This is a genomic window from Streptomyces sp. R818 (assembly GCF_056172735.1).
The window spans coordinates 276,618-302,899 of record NZ_JAOCNE010000012.1; the positions used below are offsets into that span (position 1 = coordinate 276,618).

Below are 26,282 nucleotides of genomic sequence, written 5' to 3' on the forward strand. Positions count from 1 at the left end.
CCGCGGCGACACGGGCGGCTGTCAGAGCGCCCCGCTCCCTGAGCAGACTGCCGACGAATCCGCCGACCGCGCCCAGTCCGAGACCTGCGGTCATCAGTCCGGTGCGACTCACCGATCGCATGACCCCGCCTCCCCCATGAGGTACTGCCAGGTGAATGCGCTCTTCCCGATCGCATCGTAACCACGATGCGATTCCATCGATACCGTAGGAAAGCAAAGAGCGGGCCGTGTTCCGATACACATCGGACACAACCCGCTGTTCGCCTGAGCGCACGCCAGGACGATCAGTCCTGTTCTTCGCTCTCGCTTCCCTCAGGAAGACCGCTCTGCTCGGAGAGGCCGTTCTGGAGGACCGGCCCCTCACCCGGGGCGAGCGTGTCGAGGATGCGCTCCAGATCATCCATCGACGCGAACTCGACGACGATCTTGCCCTTCTTCTGCCCGAGGTCGACCTTCACCCGCGTCTCGAAGCGGTCCGACAGCCTCGTGGCGAGGACGTTCAGAGCCGGAGAGACACGAGCCCCGGCCCTCGGCCCCTTCGCACGAGCCGTGCTGGTGGGCCGCGAACCCATGAGCGTCACGATCTCCTCGACGGCCCGCACGGAGAGCCCTTCGGCCACAATGCGGTGGGCGAGCCGGTCCTGCTCCTCCGAGTCGTCGACCGAGAGCAGAGCCCGGGCGTGACCGGCGGAGAGGACACCCGCCGCGACCCGCCGCTGCACCGCTGGCGACAGCTTCAGCAGACGCAGCGTGTTGGACACCTGCGGGCGGGACCGGCCGATGCGATCGGCCAGCTGGTCGTGCGTGCAGTTGAAGTCCTTGAGCAGCTGGTCGTAGGCAGCGGCCTCTTCCAGCGGGTTCAGCTGGGCGCGGTGCAGGTTCTCCAGGAGCGCGTCGAGAAGGAGCTTCTCGTCGTCCGTGGCCCGCACGATCGCGGGGATGCGCTCGAGCTTCGCCTCACGGCAGGCGCGCCAGCGGCGCTCGCCCATGATGAGCTCGTAGCGTCCCGGCCCCGCCTGTCGTACGACGACGGGCTGCAGCAGGCCGACTTCCTTGATGGACGTGATGAGCTCGGCGAGGGCATCCTCGTCGAACACATCGCGCGGCTGCCTCGGGTTGGGTGTGATGGCATCGAGCGGCAGCTCCGCGAAGTACGCACCTGCGGGCGCATCGAGCGTTTCGGCCGCGGTTGGGATCACCTCTTCGGTTTCACGTGAAACCTGCGCCGGTGGCAACGATGCCACCTTGGCCGCCGCCACCCCGCGCTCCGTCGTCAGCACGGGCACCGAGGCGGGAGAGGTCGAGGCTCCCCCTGCCGGGCCCGCGGACGTCTGCTTCTCCGGTGCGGGGGCCGCCGGGATCAGTGCGCCGAGACCACGGCCCAGTCCCCTCCGTCGATCGCTCACTGAATACCCTCCGGCGTGCTGTGCTGGTCAAGTGGAGTGCCCGCGTGGGCACGCTGGGCGTCGTAGTGGATCCCGACCCCGCGCAGCGCCATCTCCCGCGCCGCTTCGAGGTAGGAGAGCGCACCGCTCGACCCTGGATCGTAGGTGAGCACCGTCTGCCCGTAGCTCGGCGCCTCCGAAATACGGACCGAGCGCGGAATGCTCGTCCGCAGCACCTCGTCGCCGAAGTGGTTCCGGACCTCGTCGGCGACCTGAGAGGCCAGCCTGGTCCGTCCGTCGTACATGGTCAGCAGGATCGTCGAGACGTGCAGCGTGGGGTTCAGGTGGCCGCGGACGAGATCCACGTTCCGCAGCAGCTGACCGAGCCCCTCCAGCGCGTAGTACTCGCACTGGATCGGAATCAGCACCTCGGCCCCGGCGACCAGAGCGTTGACCGTCAGAAGGCCGAGCGACGGCGGACAGTCGATGAGGATGTAGTCCAGCGGCTGCTCATACGCCTGGATGGCCCGCTGCAGCCGACTCTCGCGTGCGACCAGGGAGACCAGTTCGATCTCCGCGCCGGCGAGGTCAATGGTGGCCGGGGCGCAGAAGAGGCCTTCGACGTCCGTGACGGGCTGCACCACTTCCGAGAGCGGTCTGCTCTCGACCAGCACGTCGTAGATGGAGGGCACATCGGCGTGGTGATCGATGCCCAGAGCCGTGGAGGCGTTGCCCTGCGGATCCAGATCGACGACCAGGACGCGTGCGCCGTGCAGCGCGAGCGACGCCGCAAGGTTGACCGTCGTCGTGGTCTTGCCGACCCCGCCCTTCTGATTGGCCACCACCATGACGCGGGTCTGCTCCGGACGTGGCAGGCCTTCACCTGCGCGGCCGAGAGCTTCTACTGCCAGTTGGGCAGAGCGACCAATGGGGGTGTCGTCCATCGGGGTCGGTGTTTCACGTGAAACATCCTCCCCCGGCGACTCGGTGCGGGGACCGGGGACCGGATCGGTCATCGGTCCCGCGATGTTGGCGTCGGACCGCAAGGATTCACTCTCCTCGACTTCAGGCTCGCAATGAACAGAGCCTCCCATGCCGTCGGGGTCGAGAACCAGCGAGGCCCGGTCTTCTGTGGATGAATCCCCTTCTGTGGACAACTCCGTGCCCGAATCCAGGGATCCAAGAGGTCTATGGTCGCGGGGAGCGGCCGCTGTGCGGCCGCGACTGATGATGCCATGCAGCAGGGAGCGACGTTTCACGTGAAACACGATGCACCGCAGCCGGGTGCACTCCCGCGCGACACCCCGATATGCGTAGGTTTGGCAGCTTGTGTGGAGTACTACTGGTCCTCAGGGCGGAACAGCGGTACCCAGCAATCCGGCCGCCTGGGCGGTCAGCGCCTGCGTCGCACGCGGTCAACGCCTGCGTCGCGCGCGACCCGTGCGGGCGGCCTTGGCACGCTTGGCGGCGAACCGTACGCCACCCGGGCTCTCGCCCACCTCCACACGCACCACCGTGGAGAGCGGGTCGACCACTCCCTCGCCGACGTGCAGCACAGAGGTCTCCACCGCACCGAGCTTGCTCAGCGCCGAGCCCGCGTTCTTGAGCTCTTCCTCCGCCGTGTCGCCCTTGAGGGCCAGCATCTCGCCGTACGGCCGGAGCAGGGGGACACCCCATGCGGCCAGCCGGTCCAGCGGCGCCACGGCACGCGCCGTGACGACGTGGACAGGCGTCAGCTTGCCGAGAACTTCCTCCGCACGGCCCCGTACCACCGTCACATGATCGAGCCCGAGCAGTTCGACGACCTCGGTCAGGAACGTCGTACGTCGCAGCAGTGGCTCAAGAAGCGTGATCTTGAGGTCGGGGCGGACCAGCGCCAGTGGAATGCCGGGCAGCCCGGCGCCGGAGCCGACGTCGCACACGGTGACGCTCTCGGGGACCACTTCGGAAAGCACCGCGCAGTTGAGGATGTGCCGCTCCCACAGGCGCGGTACCTCACGAGGGCCGATGAGACCGCGCTGCACTCCCGCGTCGGCGAGCAGCTCCGCGTAGCGGACGGCGTCCAAGAAGCGATCGCCGAATACCGCCCGCGCCTGCTCCGGAGCCGGGGGGAGTTCTGCTGCCTCCGTCACGAGGACCGTCCTTCCGTACCGCACTAGCGCACTGGGTGGCTGACTAACAGGCTGACAAAGATCGGCCCCGCCTGCGAACAGACGGGGCCGGAAAGCGACGTGCCGATCAGGCGGGAAGCACGACGACGAAGCGCTGCGGCTCCTCGCCCTCGGACTCGCTGCGCAGGCCGGCGGCCTTGACGGCGTCGTGCACGACCTTGCGCTCGAACGGCGTCATCGGCTGCATCTTGACCGGCTCGCCGGTGTTCTTCACCTCGGCCGCAGCCTTGGCACCCTGCTCGGTGAGCTCGGCGCGCTTCTTGGCGCGGTAGCCGCCGATGTCGAGCATGAGCCGGCTGCGGTCGCCCGTCTCACGGTGCACCGCCAGACGCGTCAGCTCCTGGAGGGCCTCCAGGACCTCACCGTCGCGGCCGACCAGCTTCTGCAGATCGCGGCCACCCGCGTCACTGACGATGGACACGGCGGCGCGGTCGGCCTCGACGTCCATGTCGATGTCGCCGTCGAGGTCGGCGATATCGAGCAGACCCTCGAGGTAGTCCGCAGCGATCTCGCCCTCCTGCTCGAGGCGGGTCAGGGTGTCGCCACCCTCAGCAGCGGCGGAGGTGGTGCCTTCCGTCACGGGATGGACTCCTTTTACGTCGAAGACTTACGTCGAGGGTTACTTCTTGGACGAGGACTTGGAGCGCGGCGGCTGGCCCTTGCGCTGGCCGGACTTCGCCTTGCTGCGGCCGTTCGTTCCGGTGGACGTGGAGCCGCCGGCGGGCTTGGCACCGGTCTGCTTGGCCTGCGGGACGGCGTCCTGCGGCTCGTCCTTCTTCTCCAGTGGGGGCTTCGCCGGGGAAGCGGGCTTGGCCGGGCTGCCCGTGGGGCCGGTCTGGCGCTGCGACTTGGACTGCCGCTTCGGCTGCTGCCGCTTGGGGGCGCCGGCCGTGCCGTCCTCGTCCAGGACCTCCGTGGCGGCGGAGCTCTTCACCACGGTGCCGTCGGCCTGAGCGGCGAGACCGGCCTTGCTCAGGCCGTTGATGAACTTCCGCTCCTGCTCGTTGCGGTCGCGGCCCTTGGCGACGATCCCCTTGACGATGTTCCGCTCGCGCTTGGTGCGGGTCGCGCTGTGCGTGACGACGTGCTTCTGCAGGCCCTCGAGCATCTTGGCCTGCGCCTTGCTGCCCGGGGTGGGGTTGCGGCTGATCACGTACATCTGCTGGCCCATGGTCCACACGTTGGTGGTCAGCCAGTACACGAGGACACCGACGGGGAAGTTGATGCCCATGAACAGGAAGATCAGGGGGAAGACATACATCAGCATCTTCTGCTGCTGCATGAACGGCGTCTTCACCGTGAGGTCGACGTTCTTGGTCATCAGCTGGCGCTGCGTGTAGAACTGCGACGCCGACATCAGGACGATCATGATCGCGGTGACCACGCGGACGTCGGTCAGGTTGGCGCCCATCTTGAGCACTTCGCTGGCACTGTCCGTGAACTTGGCGGCCAGCGGCGCACCGAAGATGTGCGCCTTCTGGGCGCTGTCCAGGAGCGACTGGTCGATGACGCCGATCTTCTTGTTGTCGGCGATACCGGCGAGCGTGTGGTAGAGCGCGAAGAAGAACGGCGACTGCACGAGGATGGGAAGGCACGAGGAGAGCGGGTTGGTACCCGTCTCCTTGTACAGCTTCATCATCTCTTCGGACTGACGCTGCTTGTCGTTCTTGTAGCGCTCCTGGATCGCCTTCATCTGCGGCTGGAGCAGCTGCATGTTCCGGGTCGCCTTGATCTGCTTCACGAAGAGCGGGATCAGGCAGATCCGGATCAGTACCACCAGGGACACGATCGACAGACCCCAGGCCCATCCAGTGTCAGGGCCGAAGACGGCCCCGAAGACCTTGTGGAACTGGACGATGACCCAGGACACCGGGGTCGTGAGAAACGCGAAGACACCAGAAATCGCGTTGACGATATCGGAAATCATGTCCCTGATCAGGCTCCTTGGGCATGGGGCGAAGTCGCTGCGGACGGGTTGTCCTGGGCGGAGGGGTCCTCGCCCGGGGCGACGGGGGCCGCTTTCTTGTCCCCGCGCAGAGCGTTACGGAGCATCTCGTGCCAGCGCGGACGCTTGCGTGGTGGAACGTGGTCGACGCCGCCGGGCGACCATGGGTTGCACCGAAGGATGCGCCAGGCGGTGAGGGCTGTTCCCTTGATCGCACCGTGCCGGTCGATGGCCGTGAAGCCGTAGTGGGAACACGACGGGTAGTACTTGCACACGGGACCGAGCAGCGGACTGATGGTCCACTGGTAGATCTTGATCAGCGCAAGCAGTGGGTACTTCATCGCGCGCCCCCTCCCAGCAGCCGCTGAAGTGCGGCGTCCAGGTCTCGGGCCAGCTGTGCGTGGGTGGCGTCGCCCGCTGGGGGCAACGCGCGTACGACTACCAGGCTACCTGGGGGCAACAAGGCCACTCGGTCCCGCATGAGGTGGCGGAGTCTGCGCTTGACCGCGTTCCGTACGACGGCTCCACCCACGGCTTTGCTCACGACGAAACCCGCACGCGATGGGGTAACGCTCTCCCCAAGCGCGTGCGGGTCCGTTGAACCGCTGCGTAGATGGACGACGAGTAGCGGGCGGCCGGCCCGGCGTCCTCGGCGTACCGCGGTCGCGAAGTCCTCGCGCCGCCTCAGCCGATGCTCGGTAGGCAGCACGTCATGACCTGGTTACGAGATCAGGCGGACAGGCTGGCGCGACCCTTGCCACGACGGTTGGCGAGGATCGCACGACCGGCGCGGGTCCGCATGCGAAGGCGGAAACCGTGGGTCTTGGCGCGACGACGGTTGTTCGGCTGGAAGGTGCGCTTGCTCACTCGGGGGCTCCAGAAAATCGTGTGGTGGCGGGACATCGCCTGGCTGTCACCGTGCGCCCACGAGTAGCTCGCAATACGCCCGAGTGCACCGCTATACGACCCACCGGAGAACGGGGGCCGCCATCTTGCCCATCGGAGGCAGGCGGCAGCAGCCATCGACAACTCGACCTGGTTACGGTACGCGCGGCTACGCCATCCGGTCAAACCGGCCCCACGCGGGAGACACTGTCCACAGGCTGGGGACAACAACTTGAACCGCAGCGGTCGCGCTGACTACCGTGGCTGAACTCCGATTCGTTCCCTTCTCACCACCCCACCCGATTTTCTTCCCGACCCGTCCCAGGAATCACACGTTCGTGGGACCAGCGAGAGAGCGTGCCCTGTGGCTGACGTACCTGCCGATCTTGCCGCAGTGTGGCCACAAGTGCTGGAGAAACTCCTCGGGGAAGGCCGCGGGCAGGGCGTCGAGACGAAGGACGAGCACTGGATCCGGCGCTCCCAGCCGCTGGCGCTGGTCGCCGACACCGCGCTCCTGGCGGTCCCCAATGAATTCGCCAAGGGCGTACTCGAGGGCCGCCTCGCCCCGGTCGTCAGCGAGACGCTGAGCCGCGAGTGCGGGCGCCCCATCCGTATCGCGATCACGGTCGACGACTCCGTCGGCGAGACCCCCGCGCCCCCGGCCCCGCCCGTCCAGCAGCACCGCTACGAGGACACCGAGCCCCCGGCCGCCGGCCAGCCCCGTGATACGTATGACGGCCGCGACTCCTACGACGGCTACGAGCGACGTGGTCCCGAGGAGCACGGCCAGCGCGGCGACCAGCAGCCCTCACGCCCCGACCCGCTGCCCACCGCCCGCCCGGCCTACCCGGACTACCAGCGCCCCGAGCCGGGCGCCTGGCCCCGCCCCCAGCAGGACGAGTACAGCTGGCAGCAGCCCCGCCTGGGCTTCCCGGACCGGGACCCGTACGCGTCGCCGCCGCAGCCCCAGCACGACTACCGGCAGCAGGAGCGCTCGCCCTACGACCAGCAGGCGTACGAGGCGGAGCGCGGCCGCTACGGACAGCAGCCGGAACGCTCGCCTTACGAACAGAACCTGTACGAGAAGAACCAGGGGGAGCGCTCCTCTTATGAAGAGCGGCCCTCGTACGACGAACGCTCCTCTTATGAAGAGCGGCCTTCCTACGACGAGCGCCCTTCTTATGAGGAGCGCGGCTCCTACGACTCCCCGCGCGAACGCCAGCAGCGGCGCGATCCGGGTGAGCTGTCGATGGGCGGTCGCCACGGCCAGGACGGCGGCCCGTCCGGGCCCGGCCCCGGTGGACGCGGTGTCCCCAGCGGCGCTCCGGGACCGCTGGCCGCGCAGCCCGCGCCCGCGACAGGACCCGGTGAGCCGACCGCCCGCCTGAACCCCAAGTACCTCTTCGACACCTTCGTCATCGGCGCCTCGAACCGGTTCGCGCACGCGGCCGCGGTCGCTGTCGCCGAAGCGCCGGCGAAGGCGTACAACCCCCTCTTCATCTACGGGGAGTCGGGGCTCGGCAAGACGCACCTCCTGCACGCCATCGGGCACTACGCCCGCAGCCTCTACCCCGGCACGCGCGTGCGCTACGTGAGCTCCGAGGAGTTCACCAACGAGTTCATCAACTCCATCCGTGACGGCAAGGGCGACAGTTTCCGCAAGCGCTACCGCGAGATGGACATCCTGCTCGTCGACGACATCCAGTTCCTCGCGGACAAGGAGTCGACGCAGGAGGAGTTCTTCCACACCTTCAACACGCTCCACAACGCCAACAAGCAGATCGTGCTCTCCAGCGACCGGCCGCCCAAGCAGCTGGTCACGCTTGAGGACCGGTTGCGCAACCGGTTCGAGTGGGGTCTGATCACGGACGTCCAGCCGCCCGAGCTGGAGACCCGTATCGCCATCCTCCGCAAGAAGGCGGTGCAGGAGCAGCTCAACGCCCCGCCGGAGGTCCTCGAGTTCATCGCGTCCCGCATCTCGCGCAACATCCGTGAGCTGGAAGGGGCGTTGATCCGGGTCACGGCCTTCGCGTCGCTCAACCGACAGCCTGTGGACCTGGGTCTCACCGAGATCGTCCTCAAGGACCTGATCCCCGGCGGCGAGGACGCGTCCCCCGAGATCACGGCGTCGGCCATCATGGCGGCGACGGCGGACTACTTCGGGCTCACGGTGGAGGACCTCTGCGGATCGTCCCGCAGCCGCGTCCTGGTGACGGCCCGCCAGATCGCCATGTACCTCTGTCGCGAGCTGACGGATCTCTCCCTGCCGAAGATCGGGGCCCAGTTCGGCGGCCGCGACCACACGACCGTGATGCACGCGGACCGCAAGATCCGCGCTCTCATGGCCGAGCGGCGCTCGATCTACAACCAGGTCACCGAGCTCACCAACCGCATCAAGAACGGCTGACAGCAAGCCTGTTACGGCCCTCCAGGGCGCTTCGGGACCCCTCCCGGAGCGCCCTTCTTCGTGCGCGTACGCCTGCGTGATCGCTGCTGCGTACGACTGCGAGCACCGCCGGTGTTCGATTACTTGGCACGTTACGGCCGTTCTCCACAGATGTGCCGGATTTCTTCGCTCCACAGCCTGGGGACCCAGAAGTTGTCCAGACTGTGTCCACAGCGCACGGTAGTGAAATCCCATCAGCCCAGCTCAGACGGGTGTGGATTGGTGGACAGAAGATCTCCACAGGCTGTGGACAGACTTTTCTTCCACAGCCTGTGCACTGGGTTGTCCACCGGCGACCCACAGGATCTCAGCTGTTGTGCACAGTGGAGGGAAGCTTCTCCACATCGCTGTCCACTGTTCGGCAACGTGACGCGCTCCGTCACCGTGGCGAGTGAAAGCCGTCACACCGAGGGGGTGGGTTGGGCTGTGGGGAACGTGGGTAAAGCTGGGGACGGCTCTGGGGAGAAGTGGCCCTCGCCTGTGCATCGGGTGTGCAGAACTTTTCGCCGTCCACAGAAAGGACGGGTTGTCCACCGGTGCGGCCCACAGGCCCCGTGGACAAAAAACCGGCTCTGACCTGCGAAGACAGGGTTATCCACGGTTTCCACAGGCCCTACTACTACTCCCAACTAGAGAGAGCTGGGAATTCGTTTCGAAGTGGGGGCTGTGCACAACTCGCTCCCGGCGGCCCGACTGCCGCTCGGCACGACTTGACCCCGACAGGCACCGACTGTCAGTGCGGTGCGTCAGACTGGTCCCCGGTGTTCTCCCCATCGGTGGGCCGAGCGACACCACGTCTGACGACGAGACCGATGACCAACGCAGGGCGAGAGCAGCCAGCAACAGCAGGAGGCGGCTTACGGTGAAGATCCGGGTGGAACGCGACGTACTCGCGGAGGCAGTGGCCTGGGCGGCGCGCAGCCTCCCGGCACGACCGCCTGCGCCTGTCCTCGCTGGCCTTCTCCTGAAGGCCGAGGAAGGGGCGCTCAGCCTGTCGAGCTTCGACTACGAGGTCTCGGCACGCGTCTCCGTGGACGCGGAGATCGACGAGGAAGGCACGGTGCTCGTCTCCGGCCGCCTCCTCGCCGACATCTGCCGCGCCCTGCCCAACCGTCCGGTGGAGATCTCCACAGACGGTGTACGGGCGACCGTGGTCTGTGGCTCCTCGCGATTCACACTCCACACCCTCCCTGTGGAGGAGTACCCGGCGCTGCCGCAGATGCCGACCGCCACGGGCACCGTCCCCGGCGAGGTCTTCGCCTCGGCCGCCCAGCAGGTGGCCATCGCCGCCGGGCGTGACGACACGCTGCCCGTCCTCACCGGTGTGCGCATCGAGATCGAGGGCGACACGGTGACGCTGGCCTCCACCGACCGCTACCGCTTCGCGGTCCGCGAGTTCCTGTGGAAGCCGGAGGACCCCGAGGCGTCCGCGGTCGCCCTGGTGCCCGCCAAGACGCTCCTGGACACCGCCAAGGCGCTCACGAGCGGCGACACGGTCACCCTGGCGCTCTCCGGCTCCGGTGCGGGCGAGGGCCTCATCGGCTTCGAGGGCGCGGGCCGCCGCACCACGACCCGGCTCCTCGAGGGCGATCTGCCGAAGTACCGCACGCTGTTCCCGACGGAGTTCAACTCCGTGGCCGTCATCGAGACCGCCCCCTTCGTGGAGGCCGTGAAGCGCGTGGCCCTGGTCGCCGAGCGCAACACCCCGGTGCGGCTCAGCTTCGAGCAGGGCGTGCTCATCCTGGAGGCCGGCTCCAGCGACGACGCACAGGCTGTGGAAAGGGTCGACGCCCAGCTGGAGGGCGACGACATCTCGATCGCCTTCAACCCGACGTTCCTGCTCGACGGCCTGAGCGCGATCGACTCCCCGGTCGCCCAGCTGTCGTTCACGACGTCCACCAAGCCCGCGCTGCTCAGCGGCAGGCCGGCGGTGGACGCCGAGGCGGACGACGCGTACAAGTACCTGATCATGCCGGTGCGGCTCTCGGGCTGAGCCTTCCGCAGCCGGTCCCTGGGGGCGCCGCCCGAAAGGCGTGGGTGGCGCCCCCAGGTTTAGGCTCGGACGCGGGTACGCACGCACGGCGACGTGCTGGCACGTGCCTCCTCACGCCCTGTCGCAACGTAAGGAACCACTGATGGAGCTCGGTCTCGTCGGCCTCGGCAAGATGGGCGGCAACATGCGCGAGCGCATCCGCCGCGCGGGCCACACCGTCATCGGCTACGACCGCAACCCGGACCTCGCGGATGTCCACAGCCTGGAAGAGCTTGTGGGCAGCCTCAAGGGCCCGCGAGTGGTGTGGGTGATGGTTCCCGCCGGTGCGGCGACGCAGTCCACCGTCGACGAGCTGAAGGAGCTGCTCTCCGAGGGCGACGTCGTCGTGGACGGCGGCAACTCGCGCTGGACGGACGACGAGAAGCACGCCGCCGAGCTGGCCGTCAAGGGCATCGGCTTCGTCGACTGCGGCGTCTCCGGCGGCGTCTGGGGCCTGCAGAACGGCTACGCGCTGATGTACGGCGGCGCCGAGGAGAACATCGCGAAGGTCCAGCCGATCTTCGACGCGCTGAAGCCCGAGGGCGACTTCGGCTCCGTGCACGCGGGCAAGGTCGGCGCGGGCCACTTCTCCAAGATGGTCCACAACGGCATCGAGTACGCCATGATGCAGGCCTACGCCGAGGGCTGGGAGCTGCTTGAGGCCGCCGACTCGGTGACCGACGTGCGCGAGGTCTTCCGCTCCTGGCAGGAGGGCACGGTCATCCGCTCCTGGCTGCTCGACCTCGCGGTCAACGCCCTGGACGACGACGAGCACCTCGGCAAGCTCCGCGGCTTCGCGCAGGACTCCGGCGAGGGCCGCTGGACCGTCGAGGCGGCCATCGACCACGCGGTGCCGCTCCCCGCGATCACCGCGTCGCTCTTCGCCCGCTTCTCCTCCCGCCAGGAGGACTCGCCGCAGATGAAGATGATCGCCGCGCTCCGCAACCAGTTCGGCGGCCACGCGGTCGAGTCCGTCGAGGAGAACTGACCAACGAGCGCGACGCCTGATCCGTAGGCGAGAAGAACTGATCCACAGCTGTGCACGGCTGACCCACAGCCGGGCACGGCACCACAGGAACCACTGGGGGAGGTCGGCCCACGACCATGCACGTCACGCATCTGTCGCTGGCCGACTTCCGCTCGTACCCCCGGGCCGAGGTCGCCCTCGACCCGGGCGTCACCGCGTTCGTGGGCCCCAACGGGCAGGGCAAGACGAACCTCGTCGAGGCCGTCGGCTACCTCGCCACCCTGGGCAGCCACCGCGTCTCCTCCGACGCCCCTCTCGTCCGGATGGGCGCCGAGCGCGCCGTCATCCGGGCCCAGGTGCGCCAGGGCGAGCGCCAGCAGCTCATCGAGCTCGAACTGAACCCCGGCAAGGCCAACCGCGCCCGCATCAACAGGTCCTCGCAGGTCAGACCCCGTGACGTGCTCGGCATCGTACGGACCGTGCTCTTCGCCCCCGAGGACCTCGCCCTGGTCAAGGGCGACCCCGGCGAGCGGCGCCGCTTCCTCGACGAGCTGATCACCGCCCGCTCCCCGCGCATGGCGGGCGTGCGCTCCGACTACGACCGTGTCCTCAAGCAGCGCAACACGCTCCTGAAGTCCGCGGCGCTCGCCCGGCGCCACGGCGGCCGCACCATGGACCTGTCCACGCTCGACGTGTGGGATCAGCACCTCGCGCGCGTGGGCGCGGAACTCCTCGCCCAGCGGCTCGACCTCATCGCGACATTGCAGCCGCTGGCCGACAAGGCGTACGAGCAGCTGGCGCCCGGCGGCGGTCCTGTCGCCCTCGACTACAAGCCGTCCTCGCCCCACATCGCCGGGCACGCGCGCGAGGAGCTCTACGAGCAGCTCCTCGCCGCCCTGGAGGAAGCACGCAAGCAGGAGATCGAGCGCGGGGTCACCCTGGTCGGCCCGCACCGCGACGAGCTGCTCCTCAAACTCGGCCAGCTGCCCGCCAAGGGGTACGCGAGCCATGGCGAGTCCTGGTCGTACGCGCTGGCGCTGCGCCTGGCCTCGTACGACCTTCTGAAGGCCGAGGGGAACGAGCCGGTGCTCGTCCTCGACGACGTCTTCGCGGAGCTGGACGCGCGCCGCAGGGAGCGTCTGGCGGAGCTCGTGGCGCCCGGCGAGCAGGTCCTGGTGACGGCCGCGGTCGACGACGACGTCCCGGGCGTGCTCGCCGGCACGCGCTACGCCGTCTCCGAGGGGACGGTGGAGCGACTGTGAGCGATGGCACACCGAACGCGGACGGGGGCGCCGGCAAGCCTCAGAAGCCGGCGCCGGAGCCCTCCGGAGTCGACCTCGCCCGCGTGGCCCTGCGCGCCGCGAAAGAGGCCGCACGCGCGCGTGGCGCGGCAGCGCAGCAGAAGAAGCAGGTGCGGCGCGGCGGCTCGCTGCGCTCGGGCGCCCGCGCGGACGGTCGGGACCCGATGGGGCTCGGCCCCGCCATCAACCGGCTGATCACGGAGCGCGGCTGGGAGACCCCGGCCGCGGTCGGCGGCGTCATGGGCCGCTGGCCGCAGATCGTCGGCGAGGAGCTGGCCAGGCATTGTGTGCCGCAGAAGTACGACGAGGACGAGCGCGTTCTGGTGGTGCAGTGCGATTCGACGGCCTGGGCGACGCAGGTGCGCATGCTCGCCGTCCAGCTGGTCAAGCGGCTCAACGAGGACCTCGGGCACGGCACCGTGCGCCGCATCGACATCAGGAATCCCGGTGGTGGCCCGCGCCGCTACGGCCCCTTGCGCGCCCCCGGAAGCACCGGTCACGACGACACCTTCGGGTGACCGCGGAGGCCCGGTAGCTGGGGGTTGACACCTCGAAGCGCTGAGTGCCGCTGTGAGCCTCCTGGAGCCCCGTTCCGCATATGGGGAGTCGGCCGAGACCGGTTGAGGGCGGCACATGCGGACTCAGGTACCGCCAAACCCCCATCACTGTCGGCGCTACCGGTAGACTGGAAGCTAATCCCGCCCCACTTGTGGGACGCACCGAGCAACGCTGACAGGGCTTACCGAACCAACACGCCGCAGCCGCACCGGCCACCAACCGGGAGCTTGGCTTGTGCTGTGCCAGAAAGGGCGCTTCGTGGCCGATTCCGGCAACCCCAACGAGAACATCCCGTCCACCGACGCAGACGCGCGCGCGCACGTAGGGGCGACTGAAGCCTCGTACGACGCGAGCGCGATCACCGTCCTCGAAGGGCTGGACGCGGTCCGCAAGCGACCCGGCATGTACATCGGCTCGACCGGTGAGCGTGGCCTGCACCACATGGTGCAGGAGGTTGTGGACAACTCCGTCGACGAGGCCCTGGCCGGCCACGCGGACACCATCGACGTGACGATCCTGCCCGACGGCGGCGTCCGCGTCATCGACAACGGCCGCGGCATCCCCGTCGGCATCATCCCTTCCGAGGGCAAGCCGGCCGTCGAGGTCGTGCTGACCGTCCTGCACGCGGGCGGCAAGTTCGGCGGCGGCGGCTACGCCGTCTCCGGTGGTCTGCACGGCGTCGGCGTCTCCGTCGTCAACGCGCTCTCGACCAAGGTCTCCGTCGAGATCAGGACCGAGGGCCACCGCTGGACGCAGGACTACAAGGCGGGCGTGCCGACCGCGCCGCTCGCCAAGCACGAGGCCACCGAGGAGACCGGTACGTCGGTCACCTTCTGGGCCGACGGCGACATCTTCGAGACCACCGAGTACTCCTTCGAGACGCTGTCGCGGCGCTTCCAGGAGATGGCCTTCCTCAACAAGGGCCTGACGATCAAGCTCACGGACGAGCGCGACTCCGCCAAGGCGGTCGTGGGCGCCGACTCCGCCGACGCCCCTGAGGACGGCGAAGCGCGATCGGTGACGTACCACTACGAAGGCGGCATCGTCGACTTCGTGAAGTACCTCAACTCCCGCAAGGGCGAGGTCGTCCACCCCACCGTGATCGACATCGAGGCCGAGGACAAGGAGAGGCTGCTCTCCGTCGAGGTCGCGATGCAGTGGAACACGAGCTACAGCGAGGGGGTCTACTCCTTCGCGAACACGATCCACACGCACGAGGGCGGCACCCACGAGGAGGGCTTCCGCGCCGCGCTGACCGGTCTCATCAACCGCTACGCGCGCGACAAGAAGCTGCTGCGCGAGAAGGACGACAACCTCACGGGTGACGACATCCGCGAGGGTCTGACGGCGATCCTCTCGGTCAAGCTGGGCGAGCCCCAGTTCGAGGGCCAGACCAAGACCAAGCTGGGCAACACCGAGGCGAAGACGTTCGTCCAGAAGGTCGTGCACGAGCACCTGACGGACTGGCTGGACCGCAACCCGGTCGAGGCGTCGGACATCATCCGCAAGTCGATCCAGGCGGCCACCGCGCGCGTGGCGGCCCGTAAGGCGCGTGACCTGACCCGCCGCAAGGGGCTGCTCGAGTCCGCGTCCCTGCCGGGCAAGCTCTCCGACTGCCAGTCGAACGACCCCACCAAGTGCGAGATCTTCATCGTCGAGGGTGACTCCGCCGGCGGCTCCGCCAAGTCCGGCCGCAACCCGCAGTACCAGGCGATCCTCCCAATCCGAGGCAAGATCCTCAACGTCGAGAAGGCGCGGATCGACAAGATCCTGCAGAACCAGGAGATCCAGGCGCTGATCTCCGCGTTCGGCACCGGGGTCCACGAGGACTTCGACATCGAGAAGCTCCGCTACCACAAGATCATCCTGATGGCGGACGCCGACGTCGACGGCCAGCACATCAACACCCTGCTGCTGACGTTCCTCTTCCGCTTCATGCGGCCCCTGGTCGAGGCCGGCCACGTGTTCCTCTCCCGGCCGCCCCTGTACAAGATCAAGTGGGGCCGTGAGGACTTCGAGTACGCCTACTCGGACCGCGAGCGCGACGCCCTCATCGAGATCGGCCGCCAGGCGGGCAAGCGCATCAGGGACGACTCGGTCCAGCGCTTCAAGGGTCTCGGTGAGATGAACGCCGAGGAGCTGCGCATCACCACGATGGACCAGGAGCACCGCGTGCTCGGCCAGGTCACCCTGGACGACGCCGCGCAGGCCGACGACCTCTTCTCCGTCCTCATGGGCGAGGACGTCGAGGCACGCCGCTCGTTCATCCAGCGCAACGCCAAGGACGTCCGCTTCCTCGACATCTGAGTCGGTCTCAGCTGACCGCCGCAGAAAGGATTGTCACCAGCAATGGCCGACGAGAACACCCCGACCACCCCTGAAGAGGGCGAGATCGCCCTTCGTGTCGAGCCCGTCGGGCTCGAGACGGAGATGCAGCGCTCGTACCTCGACTACGCGATGTCCGTCATCGTGTCCCGCGCGCTGCCCGACGTGCGCGACGGTCTCAAGCCCGTGCACCGCCGTGTCCTGTACGCCATGTACGACGGCGGCTACCGGCCCGAGAAGGGCTTCTACAAGTGCGCCCGCGTCGTCGGCGACGTCATGGGCAACTACCACCCGCACGGCGACTCCTCGATCTACGACGCCCTGGTCCGCCTGGCGCAGCCGTGGTCGATGCGGATGCCGCTCGTGGACTCCAACGGCAACTTCGGTTCCCCGGGCAACGACCCGGCCGCGGCCATGCGGTACACCGAGTGCAAGATGGCGCCGCTGTCCATGGAGATGGTCCGCGACATCGACGAGGAGACCGTCGACTTCACGGACAACTACGACGGCCGCTCCCAGGAGCCGACCGTCCTGCCGTCCCGCTTCCCGAACCTGCTGATCAACGGCTCGGCGGGCATCGCGGTCGGCATGGCGACCAACATCCCGCCGCACAACCTGCGCGAGGTCGCGGCGGGCGCGCAGTGGTGCCTGGAGAACCCGGAGGCCTCGCACGAGGAGCTCCTGGAAGCCCTCATCGAGCGCATCAAGGGCCCCGACTTCCCGACCGGCGCCCTCGTGGTGGGCCGCAAGGGCATCGAGGAGGCGTACCGGACCGGCCGCGGCTCCATCACGATGCGCGCGGTCGTCGAGGTCGAGGAGATCCAGAACCGCCAGTGCCTGGTGGTCACGGAGCTCCCGTACCAGGTCAACCCGGACAACCTCGCCCAGAAGATCGCCGACCTCGTCAAGGACGGCAAGGTCGGCGGCATCGCGGACGTCCGCGACGAGACCAGCTCCCGTACGGGTCAGCGCCTGGTCATCGTCCTGAAGCGGGACGCGGTCGCCAAGGTCGTCCTGAACAACCTGTACAAGCACACCGACCTGCAGACGAACTTCGGCGCCAACATGCTGGCGCTCGTCGACGGCGTGCCGCGCACGCTCTCGCTCGACGCGTTCATCCGCCACTGGGTCGGTCACCAGGTCGAGGTCATCGTCCGGCGCACCAAGTTCCGGCTGCGCAAGGCCGAGGAGCGCGCGCACATCCTGCGCGGCCTCCTGAAGGCCCTGGACGCCATCGACGAGGTCATCGCCCTCATCCGGCGCAGCGACACCGTGGAGATCGCGCGAGAGGGCCTCATGGGCCTTCTGGAGATCGACGAGATCCAGGCCAACGCCATCCTCGAGATGCAGCTGCGCCGACTGGCCGCCCTGGAGCGCCAGAAGATCGTCGCCGAGCACGACGAACTGCAGCAGAAGATCAACGAGTACAACGCGATCCTGGCCTCGCCCGAGCGGCAGCGCCAGATCATCAGCGAGGAGCTCCAGCAGATCGTCGACAAGTTCGGCGAGGACCGGCGCTCCGCGCTCGTGCCCTTCGACGGTGACATGTCCATTGAGGACCTCATCGCCGAGGAGGACATCGTCGTCACCATCACGCGCGGGGGCTACGTCAAGCGCACCAAGACGGTCGACTACCGCTCCCAGAAGCGGGGCGGCAAGGGCGTGCGCGGCACGAAGCTCAAGGAAGACGACATCGTCGACCACTTCTTCGTGTCCACCACCCACCACTGGCTCCTGTTCTTCACCAACAAGGGCCGTGTGTACCGCGCCAAGGCGTACGAGCTCCCGGACGCAGGGCGGGACGCGCGCGGGCAGCACGTGGCGAACCTGCTCGCCTTCCAGCCCGACGAGGCGATCGCGGAGATCCTCGCGATCCGCGACTACGACGCGGCGCCGTACCTGGTCCTCGCCACCAAGGCGGGCCTGGTGAAGAAGACGTCGCTCAAGGACTACGATTCGCCGCGCTCCGGCGGTGTCATCGCGATCAACCTGCGCGAGACGGCGGACGGTTCGGACGACGAGCTGATCGGCGCCGAACTGGTCTCGGCCGAGGACGACCTGCTGCTCATCAGCAAGAAGGCGCAGTCGATCCGGTTCACCGCAACGGACGAGGCGCTGCGTCCCATGGGCCGCGCCACTTCTGGCGTGAAGGGGATGAGTTTCCGCGAGAGCGACGAACTGCTCTCGATGAATGTCGTCCGGCCAGGTACGTTCGTCTTCACCGCCACCGACGGTGGGTACGCCAAGCGGACCGCGGTCGACGAGTACCGTGTGCAGGGCCGTGGCGGCCTCGGCATCAAGGCTGCCAAGATCGTGGAGGACCGTGGTTCGCTCGTCGGCGCGCTGGTGGTCGAGGAGACGGACGAGATCCTCGCCATCACGCTCTCCGGCGGTGTGATCCGTACGCGCGTCAACGAGGTCAGGGAGACAGGCCGTGACACCATGGGCGTCCAACTGATCAACCTCGGCAAGCGAGATGCCGTCGTGGGCATCGCCCGCAACGCCGAGGCCGGTCGTGAGGCCGAGGAGGTCGACGGTGACGTCGCGGAAGCGGTCGACACCGTGACCGACGCAACGGCCCAGGACGACACGGCCGTCGTAACGGACGAGGGCGAGCAGTCCTCGGCCGAGTAGCGCGAGGAGAGAGTCATCGTGAGCGGAGCCACGGGCGCAGGCTCTACCGGCACATCGACCGGTACGGAAACCGAGGGCGGCCGTGGCTCCGCTCATGACTCGACAGACTCGCACGAGTCTCATGGATCCCAGGGGGGAACTGTGACGGACACCCGAGGTCCGCAGGCACAGCAGTACGCGGACGGTGGCGGCGCTCTGCCCGGGGAAAGGCAACAGCCGCAGCAGGCGGCTCAGCCGTACCACCCGCCGCAGGCGTATCAGAACGCGCCGGCCGGAGCGGTGCGCAGGCCGCGCACCGGGGCCCGCACCACGCCACGCACGCGCAAGGCGCGTCTGCGTGTCGCCAAGGCGGACCCGTGGTCGGTCATGAAGGTCAGCTTCCTGCTGTCCATCGCGCTCGGCATCTGCACGATCATCGCGGCCGCAGTGCTGTGGATGGTCATGGACGCCATGGGCGTCTTCTCGACCGTCGGCGGGACGATCTCCGAAGCCACGGGCTCGAACGAGTCCAACGGCTTCGATCTGCAGTCGTTCCTCTCGCTGCCGCGCGTGCTGATGTTCACGACGGTCATCGCGGTCATCGACGTCGTCCTGGCGACGGCGCTCGCGACGCTCGGCGCGTTCATCTACAACCTCTCCGCGGGCTTCGTCGGCGGCATCGAGCTCACGCTCGCCGAGGACGAGTAAGCGCTTCTCGCGGGGCGTCTGCGGGTTCTCGGCCGGCCGCCGGCCGGTCGCCGACCGGTTGTCGGCGGGCCCATGAGAGCCGCTGGTGGGCGGGCCAGGACTATCGATTTTGGGACTGGCCCCCAGGTGCGCTAATCTTCAGAGGTCAGCGCGCGGGACACACACCGCAAAGCGCGGCGGGGCTATAGCTCAGTTGGTTAGAGCGCATCCCTGATAAGGATGAGGCCACAGGTTCAAATCCTGTTAGCCCCACAGAGAAGGACCCTCAGTCGATATCCGCTGGGGGTTCTTTTGTGTGGCGTGTGGGCTGGCGGTGTACGCGTCCGGGCATGGCGAAAGGGCCCGCTCAGCCGGTGGGGATGGCTGGGGCCTCGTACGTCCGCGTTCTTCGTCTTGGTTGTTCTGCGGTTCTGCAGTTCTGTTGTTCTGTTGTTCTGCGATTTTGTGGTTCTGCTGTCTTGCCCGTTCTGCCCGTTCTGCCCGGTTGGCGTGGGCGGCGTAGGAGATGCCGCCCGCCGGTGCCGTCACGGTCCTTCTTGAGCGGGCCGTGGTCGCGTGGGGCTCGTACGCCCCTGGTCGTGCTGTTACGCGGTCCTGAGCGCCCTGCTGGGCCCTCGTACTGCCCCTTGGGCTGGGCTCTTGCCGCTCAAGGCTGTCGCGCTGTGGTGCTGTGTTGCTGTCTCGCTTGGTAAGGCTGTCCTGCTTGGTATGGCCGTCTTGCTCGGTTAAGGCTGTGTTGCTTCGTCTGGGCTGTGTGGCTGCGTTGTGTGTGGCTGTACTCCCTGTGGCTTTTTCGCCACGGTGTCGGACGGATGGTCCGACCGTTGCACCGTTGCTACGAGGTGAGCGCTTCGGTCGACAGTCCCGCGTCGGTGTCGGCCTGCTCGGTGTCGGCCGGCGGGCGGTGGCGGCAGCTCGGCGAGGAACCGTGGGCCTCGGCCCGGATGCGCTGCTTCATCGTCGGTGGCAGGGACCTCTTCAAGCTCCAGAAGGGGCGTGCCGAGGCGGTCGCAGGCGCGGTGGCCGCCGTGCTGCTCGCCTTCTCCGCCTGCTGTACGGGAGCGGCCGCGGCGGCCGGGGAGACGAGTCCGAGCGCCGAGAAGAGCGCGATGAAGGCAGAGATGACGACTGTCCACAGCGTCATGACCCGGTTCTTGGTCATGATCCCTCACTTTCGGGTTGGGCGATTTGCGTACTTTCCTCATGATGTGTACGCAGCTCTGAAAGTGCGGGACCGACGCTCATGGCGCGTCGATCGTCAGATGAACATCACACGGATGGAGGCAAGAGGCCGGGAAACGCCGCTGATGCGAAAGATTTTCTGTTTTGCGTGGAGGTGTGGGTGATTCGCGGAGCGGAGCCATCCGGTTCTACTGCACTTTTCCGGACGGGAGTTGAGGTGCAACCAGGTCACCGATCGGTATCGGCCGGTGTGTATAGTCGGGCGCCAGAAGTCCCCTACGTCAAGGAAAGACGAGGTCGCGCGGTGAAGAAGCTTCTCCTGGTCGCACTGGCCGCCATCGGCGGGCTCCTCGTGTACCGCCAGATCCAGGCGGATCGCGCCGAGCAGGATCTGTGGACGGAGGCGACTGACTCCGTGCCCACGGGTTCGTGAGTATCGACAACAGTCTCTTCGCAGGCCCCGGTCGCATCAGCGGCCGGGGCTTTGTGCTGTCTGGACCCGGATGCCTCACCTTGCGCGCGCGATGTCTCGCCTTGCGTGTGACGCAGGGCGACGGTATCCCCGTACGCGACGCCTTCATGGACGCGACGTCCTTCATGTAGGCGACGGCACTTCGTACAGCAGCGAATAACTGGCGCGATTCCGGCGCACGGCGGACAGTGTGCGCCCTGGAACGGCAGGATGGCCCCCCATGGGAAGACTCATGAGGCGGCCGGTGAGGGGATGGCGCGCCCGAGGAAGGACGGCGGTCGCCGTCGGTGCGGTGTCGTGCGTCGCGTCGTCCGTGGCGCTCGCACTGCCCGCCACGGCCGCGGTGGCGGCGCCGGGGGAGACGGATCCGTACGTCTACGCCGAAGACGCTGAGAAGGTGCTCAATACGGCGAACAGCACGGACGCGCCGCGGTTGAGTACGGGTGGGACGTACCGCAGCTCCCTCGGTACCGGCGCGAGCGGCGTCGCCTACTACCGCGTCGAACTCGACAGAGCCGCCAGTACGTACGTGTCGGTGGTCGCTGTGCCGCCCCTCGGGGCCGACGTGAAGGCGACCTACTCGGACGGCATCGCCGTGGCGCTGCAGGACCGCGACGGCAATCGTTGTGACTCCGAGCGCGCGACGTTCCGCTCCGGTGGCTATCCGCGGCCCGTCGCGGCCACCGTGGAGCGGCTCGTACGGCCCGGGGGGCTGCGCTGCCAGTCGGCGGGGACGTACTACGTGGTGGTGGAGCGCAAGGCGGACACCGGGTCGACGCAGGAGCCCTGGGGGCTCGAACTGAAGGTCGCCACCGAACCCGGTCTGGTGTCGCCGCCCCCACGAGGGGCCGCAGTCCTGGCCGTCGGCCTCGGTGCAACCGCCGAACGGAAGGCTGTACGGAGGTCAGGGGAACGGGTTACGATGCGGTGGCGTTGACGGCGGGGTGTGGAAAGACGGCGTTCGTCCTGGCCAGAGCCATTACTACCGGGTGCCTGTGGACTGGGGACAGCAGTTTTCGTCGATGCGGAGCTGGGCAGTTCGCGGGGGACGGGACGCGTCGGGCGGTCGTGACCGGGGCGCTCGACATGGAGCTGTACACCCGGCACGGGCGTCGATCGTGGCGAAGCAGCGACGTACGCGGGGAATCCACGTCGGTCGATCCGCTACACCGGTGGCCTACGAGAACCGCTATCTGAATGCGGCCGGCGACCCAGGCGGCGATGCGGCTGGCCGGCTGGTACTACCCTCAAGGTCACGCTGAATCCGGCGATGGCGTCGAAGTTCGGGGACAAGGCCTCCGGGCTGACGTTGCGGGTCGACGTGGAGGGGGAGCGGCGACAGCCACCGGACTATGTGCGTGATCCGGGCGAGTTCCAGGTGACGGACGAGGACCGGGAGGCCGCTGAGAAGGGGGAGGGCGGCGCGGTCTGGGAGAACTCTGATGTGGGTGAGGACGGGGGTGCCGGGGGTGAGCAGCCGTCCGGGGGGACGGGGGCTGGGGGCAGCGGCGATACGGGGGTGTCCGGTGCGGCTGGTTCGGAGGGGGCGTCCGGGTCGGCGGGGTCGTCATCCGAGGCGGCATCGGCATCCGCTGGAGGGGATGGGATGTTGCTGCTGGGGGTGGCGGGGATCGGTACGGGGTGCGCGCTGGTGTTGTGGCTGGGGGTCTGGCGGGTCGTGGCGGTGCGGCGGTTCCAGAGAGTTGCGAAGGGCTGAGCTCACTCGGGCTATGCCTGCGTCAGGGCCCAGATGCCGAGGGTGAAGCAGAGCAGGGCGAGGAGCAGGACGGGGATCGCGACTTTCGCGGGTGGTCCTGGCTGGCGCGCGGCAGCTTGCTGGTTTCGGTGTGACGCCTCGCGGCTGGAGTGGGTCTTCTCCTCGTCACCGGCTCCGGCTGGAACCTCTTGGGCCCGAGCGGTGTACAGAGAGTGACGGCCTTCAGCGTGTGGGACCACGGTGGTCACGGCGCGGGCCGGGTGTGCGGAGGGGGAGACGGTATGGGTACGGGCATGGGTGGCGTGGGGTGCGGGGGGGACGGTCGGGTGCGGGGTGGGGTCGTTCTGCAGGGAGGGCTTCTGGGGGTAGAGCTGCGGTGGCGGTGGCGTGGCTGTTTGTGGCGAGACCGGAGCCGGGGTCGGGGTCGGCGTGGGCTCAGGGGCTGGTTCGGGGACGGATGGCCGGTGCCGGGGCGGCGCGGGCAGCGGAACCGTGCTGGTTGGCTGGCCCGTCGGCATCGGGGGGACCGGCGGTGGGGGCGGAAGCCTGTCGCCGAGGGAGGGATCGGTGGGAACCGGGGGCGGGAGGTGGAAGCTTCCCGTCTCCGACATCGAGGGGAGGGGCGGTTCCGACGCCGGCTCGGGATTCGTTGGCGTGGCCGGTTCCGTGGCGGGGGTCGTGGTCGAGGCCGACTCGGGCCCGGGCCAGGGTTCAGGCCCCGATTGATAGTCGGAGCCCGGTTCGTATACGGATGGCTGGCTGGGCGCCGGTCGTGGTGCAGGCCGGTACTGCGATCCGGACATGGGGCGAGTTCCGGGTGTGGACGGGGTCCCGGATGTGGGCGGGGTCCCGGGCGTGGGTCGAGTTCCGAACGTGGATCGAGTTCCGGACTCGGGCTGCGGCCCAGAGGCGGGTTGCGGGCCGGGCTGGCGTTGCGGGCCGGACTCGGAAGGTGGCCCGGGATCGGGTGCTGGGCGGTGGTCAGGGCGCTGGTTGTAGTCGGTCTGCGAGGTCTGCGAGGTCTGCGAGGTCTGCGAGGGGTGGTCGGGGCGTCGGCCGTAGGCAAGGTCGGACCCGTGGTCGGATTCCGGCCCGGGCCCGTACTGAGGCTCCGACCCGCGCCCGTCTCCCGGTCCCCACTCTCGCTCCGCCCCAACCCCGCGCTCATCCCTCGCCCCCCGCTCCCACCCAGGCGCAGGCATGACCGGAGTAGGCGACGTGGCGCCGAGTGGGCGGGCTCTGCGGCCGCGTGCGGCGGGGCCGTTGGGGCCGAACCCGGGTGGTAGGGGGCCGAGTTGATCGAAGACCTCGATCAGCTCGTCGTCGGGGCCCGGCTCCGGCAGGAGCTCCGCGGCGTCGAGAAGCGCCTTGCGCGCCCCCGTGGCGGTACGGAAGCGGGCGTCGGGATCGGGCTGCAGCAGACCGGCCAGGACGCTCCACAGCGGGCCGGGGACGCCCACCGGGGCCCCGGGCGTGCCATGGTCGGCGAAGTGCTCGATCAGGGCTCTGGCGTCGGGTTTGGCGCCTTCGAGGAGGTAGAGCGCCACGAGGCCGGCGGCGAAGAGGTCCGCGGGGAAGTCCGGTTCGGCGCCCATCGCTTGCTCGGGGGCGAAATAACCGGGCGTGCCCACCACGTAGTTGGTCTCGGTGAGGCGGGGCTCGCCCTTGCGCATGGCGATGCCGAAGTCGGAGACACGCAGATGGGGCAGGCCCGTACCGGTGTGCTCCAGGAGGATGTTGGCCGGTTTTATGTCGCGGTGCACCACCCCTTCGGCGTGCACAGCGGAGAGGCCCGAGAGGATCTGGTCGAGGAGGACACAGACGAAATGGGGTGCCAGTGGTCCGTAGTCGGCGACCAGGTGGACGAGGGAGCCGCCCGCGACCAGGTCCATGGTGAAGAGGACCTTGTCGTCGTCCGCGGCCCAGCTCGCCGGGGCGAGGACATGGGGGTGATCGATGCGCAGCGCCTGTTCACGCACGAAGCGCAGCAGCGTGTGGGCGTCGCTCTGCTGGAGGACCTTGGCCGCGACGTAGCGGCGGCGCCGGTGATCCCAGGCCCGCCACACCGCGCCCACTCCCCCGCGGCCGATCGGGTCGGCCAGTTCGTACCGGCCGGCGAAGACCTCACCCATGGTCGTGCGTCGCTCCCCTCCCGGGCTTGCGGCGTGGAGAACCTCCACGGCTTCCAGGGCTCCCACGGCTCCGGCCGCTTCCACGACCTTCACCGCTTCCCCCGGCTTGCACGGTTTCCCCCTGGCCTTACCGGCATCCCGGCTTCCCGGCTTCCCGGCCTTCCCGGTATCCCGGCCATCATGTCCGCCGCCACAGCTGTGGACATCGGGGCCCCCGCGAAACGCGCGGACCCCACCGATCATGCCGTTCCACCACCGAGTGGCCAACGCCCCACCGAGTGGCCAACGCCCCGCGGAGCGGCTCATCGGCCCCTCAGCGGTTCATGGGGCCCGGGCAGCGCCGATCCGGACCGTCAGACCCGCCCTGTACGACGTATACGTCTAATAGTCACGCCACGGCCCCGCCACCGTCAGGCCCGCCACAGCCACGGCCACCGTCAGGCCACGAACACCGCCACTGTCCCCGCCACCGTAGTCCCAGGCGCCACCGCCGTTACCCCCCGGTACTGTCACCACGGCCACGGCCACGGCCACGGCCACGGGGTCCGGTCAGGGATCAGTTCTGGTGGGCCTGGTAGTGGGCGACCGCGTCGGACGTGCGACCGGCGCCGTAGACCCGGAGGAACTCTGCCAGTTCGGGGTGGGTGGGGGCGAGGGAGTCCGCGGCCTCGATGATGTCGCCCGCCGCCGAGACGGAGCGCAGGAGGGACTGGATCTCACGCACCACGCGCTTCACGGTGGGCGCTCCCGAACCGGAGGCCGTCTGGCCGGTGTTGGTGAGGACGGAGCCGCCCTGCGACTTGCGGACCTCGTCCATGCGCTCGGTGGCCTCGGCCGCGCTGACGCTCCCGTCGGCCACCTGGCTCGCGAGATCCTGCAGGAGCTGGACGCGCTGCACGACCGCGGGGTTGCCGATCTTCGCGCGCTGACCGCTCATCAGCTGCGACAGCATGGGCGCGGACAGGCCGAGGACACCGGCCAAGCGGGCCTGATTGAGCCCGAGGTCCTCGATCAGCCGACGGAAGAGCGCCCCCAGCGGCTCTCCGTACCAGCTCCGCTGGAGCTCCCGGGCTCTTGCGGTAGCTTCCTGCTGTGCGGCGTCCATTGCGTCTCCCCATCGCTTTCCCCAATACGGCGCTTCGCTGCCGCGAAGCACGTGGGGCATCTTACGGAGAGTGGTCGTCCGCCGGGACCCCCAATCCTTTTGCTAGATCCGGGGGGTGACCCGGTACTCTGGTCTGCGGTGCTCGCCCTAGGCGTGAATCCTGGGTCGGACGCACCGTTTTGCGGGGCCTTAGCTCAGTTGGTAGAGCGCTGTCTTTGCATGGCAGATGTCAGGGGTTCGACTCCCCTAGGCTCCACAAGCTCCACGGAAGCTGGAGAAGGTTTCACGCCGAAGCCCCTCTGGCCGCCAGGTTCGCCTGGCGGCCAGAGGGGCTTCGG

At 68.4% G+C, this 26,282-nt stretch carries 22 protein-coding genes and 2 tRNA genes; 13 read left to right on the plus strand and 11 right to left on the minus strand.

Annotated elements, in window-relative coordinates; all coding sequences use genetic code 11:
- Nucleotides 1–284: 284 nt before the first annotated feature.
- From N5I75_RS27685 to rpmH, 8 genes are all read right to left on the minus strand, one after another.
- A complete protein-coding gene (locus tag N5I75_RS27685; RefSeq protein ID WP_476681723.1) occupies nucleotides 285–1,406 on the minus strand; it encodes a ParB/RepB/Spo0J family partition protein in 1,122 nt (373 codons plus the stop codon).
- Nucleotides 1,403–2,479, minus strand: coding sequence for a ParA family protein (locus tag N5I75_RS27690; protein WP_476682341.1), 1,077 nt, complete (start codon nucleotides 2,477–2,479; stop codon nucleotides 1,403–1,405). The genes N5I75_RS27685 and N5I75_RS27690 overlap by 4 nt, the downstream gene beginning before the upstream one ends.
- A gap of 321 nt (nucleotides 2,480–2,800) precedes the next feature.
- Nucleotides 2,801–3,517, minus strand: coding sequence for a 16S rRNA (guanine(527)-N(7))-methyltransferase RsmG (gene rsmG / locus N5I75_RS27695; RefSeq protein ID WP_476681725.1), 717 nt, complete (start codon nucleotides 3,515–3,517; stop codon nucleotides 2,801–2,803).
- A 106-nt stretch (nucleotides 3,518–3,623) separates the two neighbouring features.
- Nucleotides 3,624–4,136, minus strand: coding sequence for a Jag family protein (locus N5I75_RS27700; protein ID WP_394432354.1), 513 nt, complete (start codon nucleotides 4,134–4,136; stop codon nucleotides 3,624–3,626).
- A 39-nt stretch (nucleotides 4,137–4,175) separates the two neighbouring features.
- Nucleotides 4,176–5,483, minus strand: coding sequence for a membrane protein insertase YidC (gene yidC / locus N5I75_RS27705; RefSeq protein WP_476681728.1), 1,308 nt, complete (start codon nucleotides 5,481–5,483; stop codon nucleotides 4,176–4,178).
- 8 nt (nucleotides 5,484–5,491) lie between these two features.
- Entirely contained in the window at nucleotides 5,492–5,842 is a 351-nt protein-coding gene (yidD, locus tag N5I75_RS27710) for a membrane protein insertion efficiency factor YidD (protein WP_476681730.1), read from the minus strand.
- Nucleotides 5,839–6,210: a ribonuclease P protein component gene (gene rnpA / locus N5I75_RS27715; protein ID WP_476681732.1), complete on the minus strand. Its 372-nt coding sequence runs from the start codon at nucleotides 6,208–6,210 to the stop codon at nucleotides 5,839–5,841. The genes yidD and rnpA overlap by 4 nt, the downstream gene beginning before the upstream one ends.
- Before the next feature lie 20 nt (nucleotides 6,211–6,230).
- Nucleotides 6,231–6,368: a 50S ribosomal protein L34 gene (gene rpmH / locus N5I75_RS27720; protein ID WP_006381191.1), complete on the minus strand. Its 138-nt coding sequence runs from the start codon at nucleotides 6,366–6,368 to the stop codon at nucleotides 6,231–6,233.
- Nucleotides 6,369–6,750: 382 nt separating this feature from the next.
- On the opposite strand from rpmH, the gene dnaA reads away from it, so the two are divergent.
- The 9 genes from dnaA (at nucleotide 6,751) to N5I75_RS27765 (ending at nucleotide 19,588) form a co-directional block, all read left to right on the plus strand.
- Nucleotides 6,751–8,793, plus strand: a complete 2,043-nt coding sequence (gene dnaA, locus N5I75_RS27725; RefSeq protein ID WP_476681734.1) for a chromosomal replication initiator protein DnaA — start codon at nucleotides 6,751–6,753, stop codon at nucleotides 8,791–8,793.
- A gap of 901 nt (nucleotides 8,794–9,694) precedes the next feature.
- On the plus strand, nucleotides 9,695–10,825 hold the full coding sequence (gene dnaN / locus N5I75_RS27730; RefSeq protein ID WP_361074656.1) for a DNA polymerase III subunit beta: 1,131 nt from the start codon (nucleotides 9,695–9,697) through the stop codon (nucleotides 10,823–10,825).
- A gap of 142 nt (nucleotides 10,826–10,967) precedes the next feature.
- Nucleotides 10,968–11,852, plus strand: coding sequence for a phosphogluconate dehydrogenase (NAD(+)-dependent, decarboxylating) (gnd, locus tag N5I75_RS27735; RefSeq protein ID WP_476681736.1), 885 nt, complete (start codon nucleotides 10,968–10,970; stop codon nucleotides 11,850–11,852).
- 116 nt (nucleotides 11,853–11,968) lie between these two features.
- Nucleotides 11,969–13,093 carry a DNA replication/repair protein RecF gene (gene recF, locus N5I75_RS27740; RefSeq protein WP_476681738.1) on the plus strand — a complete coding sequence of 375 codons (1,125 nt, stop codon included), beginning with the start codon at nucleotides 11,969–11,971 and terminating at the stop codon, nucleotides 13,091–13,093.
- Nucleotides 13,090–13,650 (plus strand): DciA family protein, encoded by a 561-nt coding sequence (locus N5I75_RS27745; RefSeq protein ID WP_476681740.1) that lies wholly within the window; start codon nucleotides 13,090–13,092, stop codon nucleotides 13,648–13,650. Before recF ends, N5I75_RS27745 begins: the two co-directional genes overlap by 4 nt.
- A gap of 274 nt (nucleotides 13,651–13,924) precedes the next feature.
- Nucleotides 13,925–15,997 carry a DNA topoisomerase (ATP-hydrolyzing) subunit B gene (gyrB, locus tag N5I75_RS27750; RefSeq protein ID WP_476681742.1) on the plus strand — a complete coding sequence of 691 codons (2,073 nt, stop codon included), beginning with the start codon at nucleotides 13,925–13,927 and terminating at the stop codon, nucleotides 15,995–15,997.
- Between the two features lie 42 nt (nucleotides 15,998–16,039).
- Nucleotides 16,040–18,649 carry a DNA gyrase subunit A gene (gene gyrA, locus N5I75_RS27755; protein WP_476681744.1) on the plus strand — a complete coding sequence of 870 codons (2,610 nt, stop codon included), beginning with the start codon at nucleotides 16,040–16,042 and terminating at the stop codon, nucleotides 18,647–18,649.
- 18 nt (nucleotides 18,650–18,667) lie between these two features.
- Nucleotides 18,668–19,336, plus strand: coding sequence for a DUF3566 domain-containing protein (locus tag N5I75_RS27760; protein ID WP_394432334.1), 669 nt, complete (start codon nucleotides 18,668–18,670; stop codon nucleotides 19,334–19,336).
- Between the two features lie 178 nt (nucleotides 19,337–19,514).
- Nucleotides 19,515–19,588 (plus strand) — tRNA-Ile (locus tag N5I75_RS27765).
- Nucleotides 19,589–20,171: 583 nt separating this feature from the next.
- Here N5I75_RS27765 and N5I75_RS27770 read toward each other — a convergent pair.
- Nucleotides 20,172–20,498, minus strand: coding sequence for a DUF6344 domain-containing protein (locus N5I75_RS27770; protein WP_476681746.1), 327 nt, complete (start codon nucleotides 20,496–20,498; stop codon nucleotides 20,172–20,174).
- Between the two features lie 324 nt (nucleotides 20,499–20,822).
- Between N5I75_RS27770 and N5I75_RS27775 the strand changes: the two genes are divergently transcribed.
- The 3 genes from N5I75_RS27775 (at nucleotide 20,823) to N5I75_RS27785 (ending at nucleotide 22,707) form a co-directional block, all read left to right on the plus strand.
- Nucleotides 20,823–20,951, plus strand: a complete 129-nt coding sequence (locus tag N5I75_RS27775) for a DLW-39 family protein (RefSeq protein WP_003999697.1) — start codon at nucleotides 20,823–20,825, stop codon at nucleotides 20,949–20,951.
- A gap of 283 nt (nucleotides 20,952–21,234) precedes the next feature.
- Nucleotides 21,235–21,927, plus strand: coding sequence for a hypothetical protein (locus N5I75_RS27780; protein WP_476681748.1), 693 nt, complete (start codon nucleotides 21,235–21,237; stop codon nucleotides 21,925–21,927).
- A 333-nt stretch (nucleotides 21,928–22,260) separates the two neighbouring features.
- On the plus strand, nucleotides 22,261–22,707 hold the full coding sequence (locus N5I75_RS27785; protein WP_476681750.1) for a hypothetical protein: 447 nt from the start codon (nucleotides 22,261–22,263) through the stop codon (nucleotides 22,705–22,707).
- An 11-nt stretch (nucleotides 22,708–22,718) separates the two neighbouring features.
- On the opposite strand, the gene N5I75_RS27790 is transcribed toward N5I75_RS27785, so the two are convergent.
- Entirely contained in the window at nucleotides 22,719–24,839 is a 2,121-nt protein-coding gene (locus N5I75_RS27790) for a serine/threonine-protein kinase (RefSeq protein ID WP_476681752.1), read from the minus strand.
- Between the two features lie 556 nt (nucleotides 24,840–25,395).
- On the minus strand, nucleotides 25,396–25,944 hold the full coding sequence (locus tag N5I75_RS27795) for a helix-turn-helix domain-containing protein (RefSeq protein ID WP_361074640.1): 549 nt from the start codon (nucleotides 25,942–25,944) through the stop codon (nucleotides 25,396–25,398).
- A gap of 183 nt (nucleotides 25,945–26,127) precedes the next feature.
- Here N5I75_RS27795 and N5I75_RS27800 point away from each other — a divergent pair.
- Nucleotides 26,128–26,200: transfer RNA gene (locus N5I75_RS27800), tRNA-Ala, on the plus strand.
- The last annotated feature ends 82 nt before the right edge of the window (nucleotides 26,201–26,282 follow it).